The sequence below is a fragment of the Marinobacter sp. X15-166B genome, from assembly GCF_001752365.1.
In the GTDB taxonomy this organism is placed as follows: domain Bacteria; phylum Pseudomonadota; class Gammaproteobacteria; order Pseudomonadales; family Oleiphilaceae; genus Marinobacter.
In genome coordinates this window covers 1211482-1227795 of the sequence record NZ_MEIY01000001.1, presented here as the reverse complement: position 1 = coordinate 1227795, position 16314 = coordinate 1211482, and the positions used below count along the sequence as shown (strand labels likewise).

Sequence of the window (16314 nt, the reverse complement as noted above, 5' to 3'; positions counted from 1 at the left end):
TAGATAATTTCCGTAAAATCGATTTTTTCAAACCATAGAGCAAGGCGCGAAGTGGCGTCAAGAGAAATTTGGCATTTGGTATTCCAAAGTCTTAGTGGTGAGGTTTTTTTATGTCCGAAGAATTTGTTCAGAAAGAAGCAAACTCTAACGCCGGACGGGTTTTTGCGGCGTTGCGGGAGGATCTGTTAAATGGCCAATATCAGGCTGGCGAGAAGCTTGCTATCGCCTCGTTGCGAGACAATTACCAGGTCGGATTAAGCCCCTTGCGGGAAGCTTTGAGTCGTCTGGCAGCCGTCGGTTTGCTTGAGCAGGAAGCCCAGCGTGGTTTTCGGGTGCCGAAGCTCTGCCGGGAGGAGTTACAGGATATCGTCGACCTGCGCGTCGAGTTGGAGGGCATGGCGATTAGTCGGGCACTCCGGTATGGCGACTCCACATGGGAATCGGAAGTTCTGGCGGCCGGGCATCGGCTCAAGAGAGCTGACGGGGAGGGCGTTCCCCTTGCAGACTGGGAACACTTGCATACTCAATTCCACGCAGTTCTTTTGTCGAGTTGCCAATCGGCCTGGATGCTGAAATTCATACGTCAACTGCATGAACAGTTCGACCGTTACCGCCGACAGGCACCCCGTAACCTGGCTATGAGGAAAGTCCTGAACGCGCAACATGAGGACCTGGTTACCTTGGCATTGGCACGAAACGAGGTCGAGATCCGGCAATTACTGGAACGGCACATCCGCTTGTCCCACGAAGTCGCTTTACCCAGTTGCTCTTGAATTGCTCACGGGTGTCAATGGCATGCCGGTGATTTCAGCAGGTGTCCTGGCGGATGATTGTCGGGCTTTGTATCAGGCCAGTGATTGCGCCTTGAAAGGCTAGATGGTATACCAAGTGGCGAAAGCGGAGGCCAGAGTTTGTAACTTATCCGTTGCACGGCATGCGAAAAACGCTGGCGGCATACTTCACACTTGGAGAGACGTTTATGTTGTTGACCTGGTCTGCTGTATTGGCCGGATTGGTTTTACTGGTCTGGAGCGCCGACAAATTTGTGGAAGGTGCCTCGGTAACGGCCAAGTACGCCGGTATGTCGCCCTTGTTGATTGGTATGGTGATTATCGGCTTTGGTACTTCCGCGCCGGAAATGGTGGTCTCGGCGATCGCCTCGCTGCAAGGCAACCCCGGTCTGGCACTGGGTAATGCATACGGGTCGAACATTACTAATATCGGTCTGGTTGTCGGCCTGGTTGCGCTTATCTCTCCGATACGCGTGCAATCCCGTATTATTTCCAAAGAGCTTCCCCTGCTGCTGGCGGTCACCCTGTTAGCCGGTTACCAGTTACTGGACGGAGCGCTCAGTCGACTGGATGCCCTGGTGTTGCTGGTCGCCTTTTTCGGTCTGATGGGTTGGTCACTGATGCAGGGGCGTAAACAACCGGCCGACTCGCTGGAAGCCGGTTACAGCGAAGAGATCGATTCACACGCCATGAGTCTGGGGCGGGCCCTTGGCTGGTTGGTCGTGGGGCTGGTGGTGCTGGTGGTCAGTTCCCGGCTGCTGGTCTGGGGCGCCGTTCACATTGCTCAGAGCTTTGGTGTGAGCGACCTGATTATCGGGTTGACCGTGGTGGCCATCGGCACGTCCTTGCCGGAGCTGGCCGCAGCGATGGCGGCCATACGCAAGAATGAACACGAACTGGCTCTGGGTAACGTGCTGGGTTCCGGCCTGTTCAATACCCTGGCCGTCGTAGGCATAGCTGCGGGGATACATCCGCTTGTGATTGATCCGGTAGTTCTGTACCGCGACTGGGTGGTCATGGCCGCGCTGACCATTGCGCTGCTGATAATGGGTCTAGGCTGGCGTGGGCGCCAGGGTCGTATCAACCGCCTCGAAGGCAGCCTTTTACTGCTGGCCTACGCGGGTTATACCGGCTATCTGGTCTCACTTGTAGTGGGTTGATCAGACGCGTGATGAGTGGTTCGTGCCGTTGGCGATAACTAGCACAAAGTAACCGCCGTAGTGCGCCAGCTCAGTGGAAACTTATTGGCATTCCGGGACGGTGCCGCCGTTGATTGGGGTGTCTGGCACCGGTGAACCCCGTCCATATTTTAATCGGGCGGTGCTGCTGGCAAGGGCGACCAGGGTGAACGCGAAGGCGACCCAGAGAGTGAGGTCGATACGCCTGCCGTAGAAAGCCCATGCGAAAGCGAATGCAGCGGACCCAAAGCTTTGACCAAGGGTTCTGACCGTTGCTAACACGCCAGAAGCGGTCGAACTCAATGCAATTGGAGCATTTGTCATGATTTCATGGTTGTTTGGCGCTTGAAAAAAACCGTATCCCAACCCGCACCAGAGCGAGCCTGTAACCAATGCGGGTAGACTCTGGACGTGACTCCCCCAGGCCAACACTGTCAATCCACTAAGAAATGCCAGCAGTCCAACCGATGACAGCAACGCCGGGTTGATGCGATCAGACAGACGACCTGCCAATGGGCCCGATAACAGGAGTGACACCGGCCAGGGCGCGAATAACAGGGCGGCCTTGAGTGGCGAGAAGTTGAATTGGGACTGGTACAGAAACGACAGTGTTACAAACACCAGGCCCTGCGCGGTGAACGCCAGCAAGGTTGTGATGATAGAGAGCGAAAACCGGGTCTGGCTGAAAATTTCCAGTGGCAGTAAAGGTTGAGGGGCCTTACGTTGCCGATAAACAAACAACACACTGAAAATAACCGCAAGGGCAGTCAGAACAGCCGGGAAAACCGCACCCGAGCCATGTCCCAGGCGCTCCAGTGCCAGCATCAGTGCGGCCATCACAAGCGCTGAATACAATGCCCCTTGCCAGTCGAACCGACTTTTTCTCAGCGACTCAGCAGTAAACGAATCCTGCGTAAGCCAGATCGCCATCAGGCCCACAGGTAGATTGAGCGCGAAAATCCACCGCCAGTCGGCGAAAAACAGCACGATGCCGCCAAGACTAGGCCCGGCAGCCAGCCCGCCGGCGACCACAAGGGCGTTAAGTGCCACTGCTCGACCCAGTCGGTTGGGCGGATAAATAGTACGCAGCAGCGCCGGCCCCAAGGCCAGCAGCGCGGCGGCACCGGCTCCTTGCAGCACTCGACACCCCATCATCACCGCGAAATCGGGCGCAAGCGCCGAGCCGAGTGAGCCCAGTGTGAACAGCAATAAACCCGCCAGATAGACGCGCTTGCTACCCAATATATAACTCAAGGCTGAAGCAACCATCAATGTCGCTGCGCACACCAACTGATAAGTAGTGGAGATCCAGACCGCCTGGGATTCAGCAATGCGCAAGCCTGCTGCCAGGCTGGGCAGGGATATATTGGTCAAGCCAAGATCCAGGACCGGCAATAGAGTGCCTAATACTACCGCCAGGCTGGCACGAGGGTTGATAGGTGAATTGCGCGTAGTGGTTTGGGTCGTCACGTAGCAGGCGTCTCTGGGTGTCGGCCGGTTGGCCGTGAATGCGTGCAAGAGCCTTCATGGTATACCATTTGGTATTGGCATCACAATAATAGATTCGTTAGACGAGTTGCACTTCATCGTATTCGCAGCAAGGAAAAACCAGCCATAAAAACCTATTAGTTATTGATTTTAAAGAAATAAATAGGGTTAAAACTTTTGCGGATTAGGTTTCATGAGCGGTATTTTCAAACAAAAGTCGACTTTCATCCTTGACATCGTTTTCTGGTGTGGCTAATTTGGATATCGGCACTTGGTATACCAGGTGCCGGCTTTGTCAGGGCCAGGTCTTACGAAACAAGGCTAGATAATCACTCGCACAACACAGCATGCCCGCCCTCAACAGGTGGCATGAATACAATAAAAAGGTGAATGCAATGGCTGAACTAATGAACCGGGAAGACTTCCGCGCTGCGCTGGAACAGGCGGTCAAAGGCAAGAGCGCAAACAAGGCGCCGTTTAGCGTGGCCTGGGCCAGCGGTAAGCTGAGCCGTGAACACTTGGCGCGCTGGGCAGAAAACCATTACCACTATGTTGGCCCCTTCGCAGGCTATCTGGCATACATTTATGCGAACACGCCGGAGGAGCATGTTGAATCCAAGGACTTCTTGCTGCAGAACATGTACGAAGAAGAAATTGGCGGCGATCGTCACACCGATCTGCTGATTCGTTTCGGCGAGGCCTGCGGCACCACCCGCGAGCGCATCGAGAACCCGGACAACATGTCACCAACGACCCGCGGCCTGCAAGCCTGGTGCTACGCCATGGCGATGCGTGAGCATCCGGTTGTAGCCGTAGCCGCCCTGGTGGTGGGGCTGGAATCACAAGTCCCTTCGATTTACCGCAAGCAGACACCGATTCTGCGTGATCAGTACGGCTTCACAGATGAGGAAGTCGAGTTCTTTGATCTGCACATTGTTTCCGACGAGATCCACGGTGAGCGTGGCTATCAGATTGTTCTGGAGCAGGCGAACACCGTCGAGCTTCAGCAGCGTTGCCTGAAGATCTGTGAAATCGGTGCCGAAATGCGTCTGCTCTACACCACGGCGCTGTACTACGACTACGTCGCCGATGACCTGCCGCTGGAAGAGCTGGATATGAGCGAAGCTGCGTAATCGGGTTATCGAAATCAGGTTACCAAGCAAAATCCGAGGTTCCGCACCGTGTTCGCCAGCTGTTCAGCGGCACGGTGTGCGGGCCTGAATGATCGACGCCATTGAGGGGTTCGACAGTGACTCAATATTTTAACTACATCGATGCACAATGGACGAAGGCTTCCTCCGGCAACGTCTTCGAGAGCCGGAACCCGGCCAATTACGAAGAATTGTTGGGGCAGTTTCAGGCGTCCACCGAGGCGGACGCCCGCGACGCGCTGGAAGCTGCGCATCGAGCCTTCCCAATGTGGAAGAAGACACCCATGGGCCAACGGGCCAAGATTCTCAACGCTGCCGCCGATTATCTGGAAAAGAACGTAGATCAGTTCGCTGAGGAGCTGACCCGTGAGGAAGGCAAGCTCCTTTCCAACAGCAAGATGGAAATCATGCGGTCGGCGCAAACGTTTCGTTTCTACGCCGTGGAAGGCACCACCTTCACCGGTGAAACCTACCCTTGTGACGATCCGGGCATGCTGGTGTACAGCCAGCGAGAGCCACTGGGTGTGGTCAGTGTGATCACGCCCTGGAACTTCCCGATATCGATCCCGGCGCGCAAGATCGCCCCGGCCTTGATCACCGGCAACACCGTGGTATTCAAGCCGTCGTCGGACACACCACTGATTGCTTTGCGGCTTGCGGAAGCACTGCATCACGCAGGCGTCCCCAAAGGTGTGTTCAACTTTATCACCGGCAGTGCAAGTGATATCGGTGCCGAACTCACCACGAATGAAGTCGTTCGTGCCATTACCTTCACCGGTTCTACCCGTGCTGGCGAACGCATTCATCAGGCCGCAAGCCTGACCACGCGTACGCAGATGGAGTTAGGCGGGAAAAACCCGATGATCGTGTTGGACGATGCGGATATCGACACCGCGGTTGATCTGACGGTGCAGGGTGGTTTTGCTCTCACCGGTCAAGCTTGCACCGGTACCAGTCGGGTATTGATCACAGCCGGTGCCAAGGAGCGCTACTTGGACGCCCTGGTTCAACGCATCAAAAGCATCAAGATTGGCAATGGCATGGGCGCGGGTGTTGAGATCGGGCCTCTGGCTAACCAGCGCCAGTTGGACTCCGTCCTCAATTATATCGACATTGGCAAAACCGAAGCCACGCACGTGTACGGTGGTGAGCACCTCACCGGCCCCGGCTTTGACGGCGGCTATTACGTCCAGCCAGCCGTATTCACGGACGTCACCCAGCAGATGCGGATTGCCCGTGAAGAGATTTTTGGGCCGGTGATTGCAGTGATCGACGTGGAGGATTACGACGACGCCATTGCCAAGGCAAACGACACCGAATTCGGGCTGAGCGCCGCTCTGATCACCAATGACATTCGTTACATACAACGATTCCCTCTCGAAATCGAGGCCGGCACCGTCAAGGTGAACCGGACCACCACCGGCAATCTGGTCAATGCCCCTTTCGGGGGGTTGAAGCGGTCCAGCACGTCAACTTTCCGTGAGTCCGGCCGTGCCGGACTGGACTTCTACACCCAAATAAAAACCGTTTACATTGGCCGCTAAGTAGCGGTTCTGGAGTCTATTATGAAATCTTTTTATCGTCTTGAGTTGTCCGAAGCAAAACTGATGGTCGAAGCCGCCAAGAAAAAATCTGAGGAAATCGGCGTCCTGGAATCCATCTGTATCTGTGATGAAGGCGGTTACCCAATGGCCCTGGAGCGCATGGATGGCGCTCGCATTACGGGCCCGCAAATCGCCTGGAACAAGGCGTTCACCGCCGCGGGCCACAAACGCTCCACGCACCTGTTCAACACCGCGCCAAACGGTCCTGGCCTGCCCGGGAACGAAGCTTTCGGTATTCAGTGGAGCTTTGAAGGCAAGTTTGCTGCGTTTGTTGGTGGGTTTCCCATCGTGGTCGACGGAGAAGTGGTTGGCGGCGTGGGCCTGAGTGGCGGCAATGGTGAACAAGACACCACGGCCGGGTTGGCCGCACTGCAGGCATTGAGTGATGTTCTCGTTGAGCAAGGCCACGAGGTGATGGTGGCAGCGGATATCAAGAAATAATGTCACGACGGCCGGCTCTATGCCGGCCGGTCCGGTCGACGAGACAAGATGAGACATCATCGGAGGCAGCTATGACCTATAAAATAACAGTAACAGAAACGTCGGACTGCTTTGAGGTAGCCCCGGGTGAAGCCTTGTTGGATGGGGCCGAGCGGGCGGGAGTGTCATTGGCCCACGATTGCCGCTTCGGTGGCTGTGGGACCTGCAGAGTCAGACTGCTGGAAGGGAAGGTTGAATACGAAGAGCAGCCGTTTGGCCTGAGCGAAGAGGAGGCCGCCCAGGGGTATGCACTGGCCTGTCAGGCGCAACCGATGTCGGATCTGACCATCAGTGCCACGGTACGGGCCGCCGATTACATACCACCGGAATACCACACTGCGAGAATCGAGGGCTTGGACCAGTTATCTCACGACGTGACACACCTGGTGTTGCGTATACCCTCAGCGCAAGACGTCCGCTTTCACCCCGGTCAATATCTGAACATTATGCTTGAAGACGGCACGCCCCGCAGTTTCTCCATGGCATCGCCCCCGAGCGGTGACCTGTTCGATCTGCACATCCGGCGTGTCCCGGGGGGGCGTTTTACCGAGCGCCTGTATGACCACTACCGGGTGGGTGACGCGCTGGATGTGGAGTTGCCTCTGGGCGAATTCAGGTACCAATCTGAGGAGCGCCGTCCCTTGCTATTGGTGGCGGGAGGCACGGGACTTGCGCCGATCAAGGCGATCATCGAGTCGCTGCGCGAACGCGAGGATGTGCCGGAAATCGCGTTTTACTGGGGCGTTCGTGGCCAGCACGACTTGTACATGGACAGTGCGTTGCGAGAGCTGGGACAAGGATTTCAGGGCTTTCATTATGTACCGGTCCTGTCCCAGCCAGAATCGGACTGGGCAGGTCGCAAAGGGTACGTGCACACAGCGATCTGTGAGGACATCAGTGACTTCTCGCGCTTCGATGCTTATCTGTGTGGGCCGCCACCGATGATCGAATCGGCGAAAAATGCCTTCATCAAGCGGGGACTGCCTGTGGATCGGATTTTCTCGGACAGCTTCAACTTTACTCATGAGATAGCGGCAGCATAGGTTGGTATTTTATGATCAATATCGTGTTTGTAACTAACGACAGAAAGACAGTCTCCGTGGCTGAAAACTCTAACCTGCTGCGGGTTTCGCTGAGGGAGCAGTGCGGTCTACCGTTCAAGTGTGGTGGCGGTAATTGCGGCACCTGCAAGTGCCTCATTGAAAAAGGGCTGGAGAACACCGACCCGGTGAAAAAGAAGGAGCGGACTCTCCTGAGTGCCGAGGAGCTTGAGGACGGCTACCGGTTAGGTTGTCAGACCTTTGTGCTGGGCGATGTGGAGGTATCCTGGGAAGTAACCTGACAAGTCACGCTGTAACGAGTGTGCGGTGCTGAATAGGAGACGAACACCTTCACGGATCCATGGGCTTACTCTCGTTAGAAGGGTGTGCCCGTGGCGTCCGTTAAGGTGTTTTTAATTCCAGAACCATTGGTGGGGTAGATATTGCCGCCGAATTGCCTGATATTTTAACATCGGCCGTAAGCACCCGGCGCGTGGTTGTCCTGGCCTCGCGCCTGGTGAGTTGGAAGGTCCCTCTGATTTTGAAACGCCGGATCACTTCAGCGGAAAGCGCGGAGCCTCAAGCCTGAGAAAGCTCCAAGTCGGCGCTGATCCACAGCTGGCACGCGAGTCTGTACCCCTGTTCGAGTTTCGATCCCAGTATTTTCTTTTCTTTCCAGTTTGGCTCCGGCAGGCTGGTTTCGCCAGTGATGATCTTGCACATGCATTTCGCGCACTTGCCCATGCCGCACCCGTAAGTGAGGTGGGGGTAGGGAAACTGGCGAATACCGGCTCTGACAACCATGTTCGAGTTATCGGGAATCTCCCCTTCGTGTGCTTCACCATTCTTATGAATCTTAATAACTGGCATATGTCACCTGATTATTATTTTAAATGGCATAGGCTTGGTATACCACGCCTGTATGATGTGTTGGCTATCCAAACAAGGCCCGTTAAGACAACCCTAACCATAAGGCAGGGTGTAAAGTGGCGTCAAGCAATTTTCGGCATTTGGTATACCTTGTTGCGCGATATGGTGAGTTCCCGATCAGAAGGGTGGGCGGTACCGATCGGAAGGAGCGTGGCTTGAGTGGGCGGATCAGTCCAACGCGTCCGATTTGGCTGGCGCCATGAAATCGAGCTTGATAATAATTTAACGTGTTGATAATAGGGTAATTGTCGCGATTGTCGGGGAGGGTGGTGTACCTGTTTTTGGGCGCCGCAACTGCTCACTTTGAGTTGATTTGGGTTGTCGGGATGCAGGTTAAGCTGAACAGTGGTGATTGCAGTATTTTTAAACTATGGTATACCATGCGAGGTGGTGGAATTGAACTTGGGCCCGAGCGTTTTGGGCGATTTAAACCGCAGCCAGAATAGGTAATAACAATGAACGCATACATCTTGGCGGATATGACTTGGCCGGAAGTAAAGGACGCACTGGAGACTGTAGAGGTCGCCATTATCCCGGTGGGGGCACATGAACAGCACGGCCCGCACATGGCCGAGAGTTGTGATGCGGTGTTGGCAGAGGCCATGTCAAAAAAGTTGGCAAAACGGCTTTATCCGAGCGTCATTGTGGCGCCGACTATTGCGATGGGCATATCGCCGCACCATATGAATTTCCCGGGAACGATTACGTTGCGTCCGGACACTCTGATCAACCTTCTGCGGGACATGGTGACCTCTCTGAAGCAACACGGCATCAACAAGTTCTTGTTCATGAATGGCCATGGTGGGAACCAGCCAACGCTCAGTGTCGCCTCGACCACGTTGACCCAGGAGCTGGATGTGGAGTGTTATTACGCCAAGACCACGGCGACGGCCAAGGAGGCTTTCAAAAAGCACGTCACGTCGAAACTTTACGGTCACAGTTGTGAGCGGGAAGTATCCGAAGCTCTCTATCTGGCACCGCACATCGTGCGCAAAGAGCTACTTGAGAGAGGTGACATCGTTGAGGGGGGCCGTTGGGAAGGTCTGCGACCAGGGCAACCGATACAAGGCTACTACGCATACGATGAAATGACGCGCAATGGCTGTATTGGTGACGCTACAAAAGCGAGCCTGCAGGCGGGCGAAGACATCGTAGAGGAAGCGCTCGAGGGTTTAACTGGAGCCATGCGTCGAATTTTAAAACAACAATAGAGGATCTGTGATGTTTATCATCCTGACGAGCAAGACCAACGAGTACAACGCCTTCCCAGAAGAGGGTCTGACCGTAATGAAAAGCTTCGAGTACTATTTTTACAATCAAAAGAAGGCGGTATTCAGTATCGCGCGAGTGGACTCCGACAAGGCGCGTGTCAGTATCGTGGACGAGGGAGACAAGAGCAGCAACAACTCCATCCCGGTCAAATTTTTCGAAGCCTTCGACAGCCTGGGCTCCGCTGAAAAGGAACTCGCGCACCTGACCCAGTCCGAGGTGATGGACGTAAGCTTGCGGCCAGTCACTCTGGTTTAACCTAACCAAACAGCGCCTCTCAGGCCAATACACTGTGGGGCGTTGGGAGTAATCAATAGCTAGCGTGTTTGAGGCGGCTGAATTCCGTAGACATATCAATCTCCAGAGGCGTTTTCTAGCCCAGGCTCCGGCTCGGACACACTGCTCTGCACGTAGGCTCGCTTTGCTTTTTCGATGTGTACGCGGGCGTAGCTTTCGGCGAGATCGGCCTGGCCGTTACGAACTGCAACCAGTATGTCCAGGTGCTCGTTGAGGGCTTCCAAGGCACGGCCAGGCGTGTGTTTGCTCATGTTGGAAAATGCCCTGACGTAATCCTTCAGGTCGACCAGCATTTCATGCAGTCGGAAGTTCTTGGATGCTCTGCCAATCAGATCGTTGTATCTCAGATTGACTTCAAGGTGCAGCTCTTGTTCGCCCAGCTCTTCCGGGTTTTGCTGGATGCGTTCCAGCGTTTCAATCTCACGGTCAAACTCTGCAATGGTTTGTGCATCGATTTTCTGTGCCGCCAGCCGAACCGCCAGAGATTCGAGTGACGACAGAATCAGGAAAACCTCCAGAATTTCGTCTCGCGAAATTTCGTTTACGACAACGCCTTTTCTGGGCACCGTTGAGACGAATCGTTGGGATTCGAGCCGGAACAAGGCTTCCCGAACCGGTGTTCGGCTAATGTTCAGTGTTTGTGCAAGGCTGCGCTCAATAAGGCGGTCGCCCGCCTTGAATTCGCCTCGAAGAATGGCGTCTTTTATATAAAAATAAACCTTATCCCTGATTGGCGATAGCTCTTCATCGGTCCAGGGTGGATTCGTCGTTTCAGAAATCATCATGCGGGCCTGGTTGTGTTTGAGTGTGGTCTGGCTGGTGGCCGTAACATCATGCCATAAATCCCGTCACCGGGCCGATTGCCAGAACAAGTATACAGGTCTGGCAATCGCCCTGTTGGCGGTGATCTTGATGGCCAACGCCCCAGACTTTCGTATTCCTTGCAAGGACTTGCACGGAATATAGCGGGCAGAATTACCTTCAAACTGGGTGATCAAAAAAGAATCAAAACGGTGTTGACTTGCTCCTGCTTGATAGGTAGTGTTACTAATTAGCTCAGTATGGTATACCATAAAAAACGATAAAAAATCTACCACCTTCGCCGACTGAGGGTTGCTTGAGTCTCATGCAATTAAATCATCACTACAACATGAGCTCTCTTGGGGATTTTAAGCAAGAGCTCATAAAAGACTACAATATCATCAATAACAAAGTGTTTGGGAATGGTGTTGTACGTCAACGAGTAGATATTGTCGGAGATAAACTGCTTATATTTGCGCTCAACAAGCGAGTGCACTCGTTGTCCTATTTGAAAGCAACGGACAGTCATGTTGGTGAGCTTGCTAATCATTGTTTGGTCGAGGGGCTGAAAAAAGAGTTGTTGGAAGTTCTCACCAACAAGTATAGATTCGATGTTAAGGCTATATTTAAAGACTATGATGTGAATGCGGAGTTGTCATGCACGGTGGTATTGCTGGAAAAGAACGTGGGAGAGTATCTGGCACCAAAATTGTGAGCTACGCTTAAGAGTATTGTCAGCTTGGTCTGGCTGTATTGACCAAGCAAATGAAAACGGATGGCCGACGCGCTGCTGCTGACTCCAGTTTGGGTCAAAGTCTTGCTAGTAAGCCATTGCTGAAAAGTTGACTGGTCAATTGAACTCCCACCACTGGGGTGGAAGTGCATAAAAACCGTCAGCTCAATCCAGGGTTAACGCCCGGGGTTGTGCTGACGGTTTTTTTTTGGAAGAGGGAAAACCAATGAAGACGGTAGAAGACATAGTAAATGCGCTCGGCATCATCACGGGGGGCCGCACAGTCTCATCCATGGATGAGGTGAAAAGCGGTGACCACCCGTTTGTGATTCTAAAATCTTCTGGAATCTACGGAAAAGAGGTTCTGGAGATTCCAGGCTTGGTTTACGGGAGTCCTGCAAAACAAGTCAAGAAAATAGCCGTGTGCATGACCATGACCGAACTGGTCATAGAGCTTGCCGGCGCTACAGGGGTAGACGCCATTGTGGCGCATCACCCAATGGCAGATGCGGCGAGTTGTGGGGGGGTCACTCTGAAAAATTACCTCGACCTTTACAATATCGCCGGGCTTGAGTGCCACGAAGCTTTCCATGGGCTTCACCCGGGCATTGCCTTCCTGCATGGTCACAAGATCACCGGAGTCGACATCAGTTACGGTGGCGTCCACGGTAATATCATGTTTGTTGGGAAAGCCCTTGAAGGGGTTAGCACTCTTGGCGATATTCTGGACAGGCTTGACGCATTCATGGCGCTGGACCAAGACCGGCAGCTACTGGAGCAAGAGCAAAGAATCCGGGGTGTCGCCTCAATTCAGGAAACCACATTGGAAACAAAGGGGTTCATACACATAGGGAATCGCAGTGATCAAGTAAAGAATGTCTTGCACATCTTTCCCCACACGGGCTTTTCAGCCGAAAATCTCATAACGGCGGTCAGAGAAAACCCTCAAATCGATACGGTCATTGCATCGATAAGCCGAGTCTATAGTGGCCATCCTTTGGTCGAAACTGCAAAGGATTTAGGTGTCAACTTTATTGTTGGCAATTGCCATGTGATGGAAATTTTAGAAAATGGCCTGCCCCTTGCTTATGCTTTGGAAGAGTTGTTGGAAGGCGTTGAGGTTGTGCTCTTCCGGGATCGGGTTACTTCTACTCCTGTAAAGAGTGTGGGCAACAATGCCATGCGGGACTACGCCAAGCGTATCTCTGAGGCGCACCTGTTAGGCAAAAATGCAACCGATATAGACTGATAAATAAATACAAATATAAATATAAATATAATGAGGGTCTTGCAATGAGCCAAGAACTACCACTCGAAACGCCGAAACAGCCCGCTATGCCTCTGACCAAGAGAAAGTGGGATAAAATCGAATACGTAGGCATGTCTCTCCTCGCAGTCTGTATGCTGTTTTTATTGATCTCGCCCACAAGTTTGTCAGGTTTGTTTAATGCTATATTGAGCACGGTACGCCCGGTTGTTGTAGATGTGTTCTTAACAGGCGTCGTTGGGACTGCCATTATTGCCAGCGTTATTGTAGGGCGATTACTTGAGCGACTGGGCTTTACGGATGCTCTCGTAAGGATATTCGTTCCGGCGATGAAGCTGATCCGGGTCAACCCCGCCGTTATAATACCCAGTATTTATAATATATTTGGCGATATCAATGCGGCTGGGAGGATTGCGGGGCCCATCCTGAAAAAGGCCAATGCGACCAAAGATGAGCAAAAAATCGCTGTGGCAACCATGGTGCAATCACAGCAGTCGTTTTCTACCTTTATGCTTGGCCTGATGGCGCTGACCTTTGCTGGCGTGAATGTGTTCGCAGTCGTTATAGTGGCCGTATTTGTCCCGCTATTTGTTTCACCGCTGATCTTGTCCAAACTGCTGTTCAGAAAAGTCAAAACAGTCGAGCTTGGCAAGCTGCCCAGGTTCACTCCGACAACTGAGTTCATGCCCATGCTGTTCGGCGCCGCTCGGGAAGGGGTAGAGCTGTTGCTGCTCATTCTGATTCCGGCGGTCGCACTGGTCTTTGCCGTTATTGGAACACTGGACTATATCGGCGTCTGGAAGCCGGTAGAGGCGTTCTTGGGTGAAGCCATGTTGTTGTTGAACATTCACCCCGAGACCGGCGTGCTCTCCATCCTGGTAAGCCCCACTCTTGCTATGGGAACACTGCAGGAAATCGCGGCAGACCTGGATCCCGCCCTCGTCATAGGTTCGTTTGTACTTGCGTCATCAGGGCTTCCCCTATCCGCTGTTTTTGGTCAAATACCCGTGGTGTGGGCAGAGTGCTCAGATCTTAACGAGCGCGAAGCCATGGGTGCAGCGGTACTGGGTATCTGCATGAGGCTGGTTACAGCGTTCATCATTGCGTTTTTCTTAACCCCCTTTTTGGTTTGAATGACATGAGGGCATTGCCGTAGATATGACGCCACTTAAAAAGCAAGTACGCAGTTTGCTTTTTAAGTGGTTGATACGGCGTACACCCCAATAGCCTACAAACAACACGCCTTGAATTTCCTGCCACTGCCACAGGGGCAGGGCTCATTGCGGCCCGGTTTCAGCGTGCCTTCCTGAGGGTTGCCGCTGTGGTAATACCACTGGCCGTCTTCACGGATGAAGTCGGAGGTTTCCTCCAGATAACCCCAGCCGTTGTTCAGCCGGTAGACCGCGCGGAAGTGGACGCTGCCCCGGTCACCCCGTGCCTGGCTGTCAAGGATCTGCAGTGAAACCCAGGCCGGATTGTCGTCCAAGGCCAGATTTTGGGGGCGGGTGTCCGGGTGTCAGCTGGCTTGCAGGTAGTCGCGCAGCGCCAGCACAAAGGCGCTGTAGCGGGAGCGCATCAACGCCTCAGGCGTGGGCGCGGGCAGGCGCTGCTGATGGTAGGGCTGGCAGCAGTCCGGGTAAGGCCTGAGGCTGCCGCAGGGGCACAGATTGAGCAATGGCGTTGGCATGTTAACGTGTCTATATTTGTTACATACTAGAGCGTATCGACCGGAATTTATGGTAGCATTTTTTGAGGAGGATCAAGCGCAACGGGCTGATTGTGCTAAGCTGACAGCCGGCCTTGGCCGAAGTGGTTTGCAGGACGGATCGGCACGTTGTATTAATTGTACATCGATCACCTGTCGCAGTTCCGGCCCACCTTCAGGGTGGCCGAGGGGCGATAAAGACCGTTATTCGCAGTTGTTAGAGGGCGTAGGGAATGCGCAGCACTTACAGTGAGCTCGTTGAGACCCAGGTAGACGTGTTCGATCTGCAAATTGGCATGCATGTGGTGCGGCTGGATCGGCCCTGGGAAGAGACCGATTTTCTCCTGCAGGGTTTTGTCATCGAGGATCCGGCCGATCTTCATGCCCTGCGCAGCCAGTGTGAGTATGTGTTTGTTCAGGGACGGGTGACCAAACGGCGGGAGCCGAAGGAGAGCATTCCGCGTACGGGGCGTCAGACGGGCTGGTTCAGACGCAATAAAAAGCCCGCGACTCCGCCACCCGCCAGCGCCGCCCGCCGCCTCCCCCGCCGGCGCGTGTCTTATATCAACCAGGTGAGTGTCGGCCGGGAAATACCCGTAGCGACGATGCGTTTTGAGGAGGCCCGGCACACCGCCAAAACCCTGATGTCAGGATTGCGGCTGAGCCGGACCCTCGACGTGAATCACGCCCGGACCGTGGTCAATCATTGTGTTGAGAGTGTGTTGCGCAACGAAAACGCGCTGATGCTGCTCACCAAAATCAAGAATCAGGATGAGTACACCGCCGAGCACTGCATCAACGTCTCCATCCTGGCCGCCGCTTTCGGCAAGCACCTGGGGCTGCTGGAGGGGGAAATCCGCAATCTGGCGTTGTGCGGCCTGCTGCACGACGTGGGCAAGACCCGGGTCCCCAATGAGGTGCTGAACAAACCGGGAAGCCTCACCGACGAAGAATTCGCGCAGATGAAAGACCATGCCACCCACGGGCGCGACATTCTGATAAGCACCGGCAAATCACTGCAAACCGCCGTGGACGTGGCGTTCAGTCACCATGAGCGCCTCGATGGCAGCGGCTACCCCCGAGGGTTGACGGGCGACAAGATTCCCTACTTTGCCAAGATCATCGCCCTGGTAGACACTTACGACGCCATCACCAGCATGCGCGTGTACAAACGGGCCCAGGCGTCCATGCGCGCCCTGGAAATCATCCACAAGAACCGCGGCACCCAGTTTGATCCGGATCTGGCCGACGCGTTTATCCGTATGATCGGTATCTATCCGCCGGGCTCCATCGTGGAAATGCTCAACGGCGAAGTGGGTATCGTCATCGAAAGCCATGACACCCATAAACTCAAGCCCAAGGTGCTCATGGTCAGGGAGGCGGACAAATGGCCGGTGTCGGAACATTGGGTCCTGGACCTGCAGAGCGCACCCGAAGACCGCAACGGGGTGCCCTATCAGATCGCCAAAGAGGTGCCAGACGGCACTTATGGTGTTATCTTGCGGGACTTTGTAAAGGACGGGTTGATCGTAACCGCACCTTTGCCGTCGTTTGAAACAGAATAACTGAGAGGATGTTTG

Annotated in this window: 17 protein-coding genes and 1 pseudogene; 13 read left to right on the top strand and 5 right to left on the bottom strand. The window is 54.1% G+C overall.

From position 1 onward, the window contains the following. Positions 1-110: 110 nt before the first annotated feature. Together BG841_RS05830 and BG841_RS05825 are read left to right on the top strand one after the other, a co-directional pair. Positions 111-773, top strand: coding sequence for a GntR family transcriptional regulator (locus BG841_RS05830; RefSeq protein WP_070056796.1), 663 nt, complete (start codon positions 111-113; stop codon positions 771-773). A 206-nt stretch (positions 774-979) separates the two neighbouring features. Beyond that, complete coding sequence (locus tag BG841_RS05825; protein ID WP_070056795.1) at positions 980-1951, top strand: calcium/sodium antiporter; 972 nt, start codon at positions 980-982, stop codon at positions 1949-1951. Between the two features lie 81 nt (positions 1952-2032). Here the strand turns inward: BG841_RS05825 and BG841_RS05820 are convergent, their stop codons facing one another. Beyond that, a complete protein-coding gene (locus BG841_RS05820) occupies positions 2033-3439 on the bottom strand; it encodes an MFS transporter (protein WP_228141606.1) in 1407 nt (468 codons plus the stop codon). A gap of 413 nt (positions 3440-3852) precedes the next feature. Between BG841_RS05820 and BG841_RS05815 the strand changes: the two genes are divergently transcribed. The 5 genes from BG841_RS05815 to BG841_RS05795 all read left to right on the top strand — a co-directional run bounded on the left by BG841_RS05815 (position 3853) and on the right by BG841_RS05795 (position 8034). Then, positions 3853-4590: a TenA family transcriptional regulator gene (locus tag BG841_RS05815; RefSeq protein WP_070056793.1), complete on the top strand. Its 738-nt coding sequence runs from the start codon at positions 3853-3855 to the stop codon at positions 4588-4590. Between the two features lie 116 nt (positions 4591-4706). Continuing rightward, the gene (locus BG841_RS05810; RefSeq protein ID WP_070056792.1) at positions 4707-6152 is read left to right on the top strand and encodes an aldehyde dehydrogenase family protein; all 1446 of its coding nucleotides are present in this window, start codon (positions 4707-4709) and stop codon (positions 6150-6152) included. Between the two features lie 21 nt (positions 6153-6173). Further along, the gene (locus BG841_RS05805; RefSeq protein ID WP_070056791.1) at positions 6174-6653 is read left to right on the top strand and encodes a GlcG/HbpS family heme-binding protein; all 480 of its coding nucleotides are present in this window, start codon (positions 6174-6176) and stop codon (positions 6651-6653) included. A 71-nt stretch (positions 6654-6724) separates the two neighbouring features. After that, entirely contained in the window at positions 6725-7735 is a 1011-nt protein-coding gene (locus BG841_RS05800) for a 2Fe-2S iron-sulfur cluster-binding protein (RefSeq protein ID WP_070056790.1), read from the top strand. 11 nt (positions 7736-7746) lie between these two features. After that, positions 7747-8034 (top strand): 2Fe-2S iron-sulfur cluster-binding protein, encoded by a 288-nt coding sequence (locus BG841_RS05795; RefSeq protein ID WP_070056789.1) that lies wholly within the window; start codon positions 7747-7749, stop codon positions 8032-8034. A 277-nt stretch (positions 8035-8311) separates the two neighbouring features. On the opposite strand, the gene BG841_RS05790 is transcribed toward BG841_RS05795, so the two are convergent. Continuing rightward, positions 8312-8602 (bottom strand): 2Fe-2S iron-sulfur cluster-binding protein, encoded by a 291-nt coding sequence (locus tag BG841_RS05790; RefSeq protein WP_070056788.1) that lies wholly within the window; start codon positions 8600-8602, stop codon positions 8312-8314. 515 nt (positions 8603-9117) lie between these two features. Here BG841_RS05790 and BG841_RS05785 point away from each other — a divergent pair. Then, positions 9118-9873 carry a creatininase family protein gene (locus tag BG841_RS05785; protein WP_070056787.1) on the top strand — a complete coding sequence of 252 codons (756 nt, stop codon included), beginning with the start codon at positions 9118-9120 and terminating at the stop codon, positions 9871-9873. Positions 9874-9883: 10 nt separating this feature from the next. After that, a complete protein-coding gene (locus BG841_RS05780; protein ID WP_070056786.1) occupies positions 9884-10189 on the top strand; it encodes a hypothetical protein in 306 nt (101 codons plus the stop codon). Positions 10190-10284: 95 nt separating this feature from the next. Here the strand turns inward: BG841_RS05780 and BG841_RS05775 are convergent, their stop codons facing one another. Continuing rightward, the gene (locus BG841_RS05775; protein WP_198929159.1) at positions 10285-11013 is read right to left on the bottom strand and encodes a GntR family transcriptional regulator; all 729 of its coding nucleotides are present in this window, start codon (positions 11011-11013) and stop codon (positions 10285-10287) included. Between the two features lie 341 nt (positions 11014-11354). On the opposite strand from BG841_RS05775, the gene BG841_RS05770 reads away from it, so the two are divergent. The 3 genes from BG841_RS05770 to BG841_RS05760 all read left to right on the top strand — a co-directional run bounded on the left by BG841_RS05770 (position 11355) and on the right by BG841_RS05760 (position 14162). Beyond that, on the top strand, positions 11355-11744 hold the full coding sequence (locus BG841_RS05770; RefSeq protein ID WP_083260189.1) for a Na-translocating system protein MpsC family protein: 390 nt from the start codon (positions 11355-11357) through the stop codon (positions 11742-11744). Between the two features lie 244 nt (positions 11745-11988). Then, positions 11989-13011: a Nif3-like dinuclear metal center hexameric protein gene (locus tag BG841_RS05765; protein ID WP_070056784.1), complete on the top strand. Its 1023-nt coding sequence runs from the start codon at positions 11989-11991 to the stop codon at positions 13009-13011. 44 nt (positions 13012-13055) lie between these two features. After that, entirely contained in the window at positions 13056-14162 is a 1107-nt protein-coding gene (locus BG841_RS05760) for a hypothetical protein (protein ID WP_141737067.1), read from the top strand. A 95-nt stretch (positions 14163-14257) separates the two neighbouring features. On the opposite strand, the gene BG841_RS17300 is transcribed toward BG841_RS05760, so the two are convergent. Together BG841_RS17300 and BG841_RS05755 are read right to left on the bottom strand one after the other, a co-directional pair. After that, a complete protein-coding gene (locus BG841_RS17300; protein WP_228141712.1) occupies positions 14258-14326 on the bottom strand; it encodes an SEC-C metal-binding domain-containing protein in 69 nt (22 codons plus the stop codon). Between the two features lie 78 nt (positions 14327-14404). Continuing rightward, a pseudogene (locus BG841_RS05755) lies at positions 14405-14716 on the bottom strand (YchJ family protein); the annotation flags it as partial. Between the two features lie 251 nt (positions 14717-14967). Here BG841_RS05755 and BG841_RS05750 point away from each other — a divergent pair. Continuing rightward, a complete protein-coding gene (locus BG841_RS05750) occupies positions 14968-16299 on the top strand; it encodes an HD-GYP domain-containing protein (protein WP_070056783.1) in 1332 nt (443 codons plus the stop codon). The last annotated feature ends 15 nt before the right edge of the window (positions 16300-16314 follow it).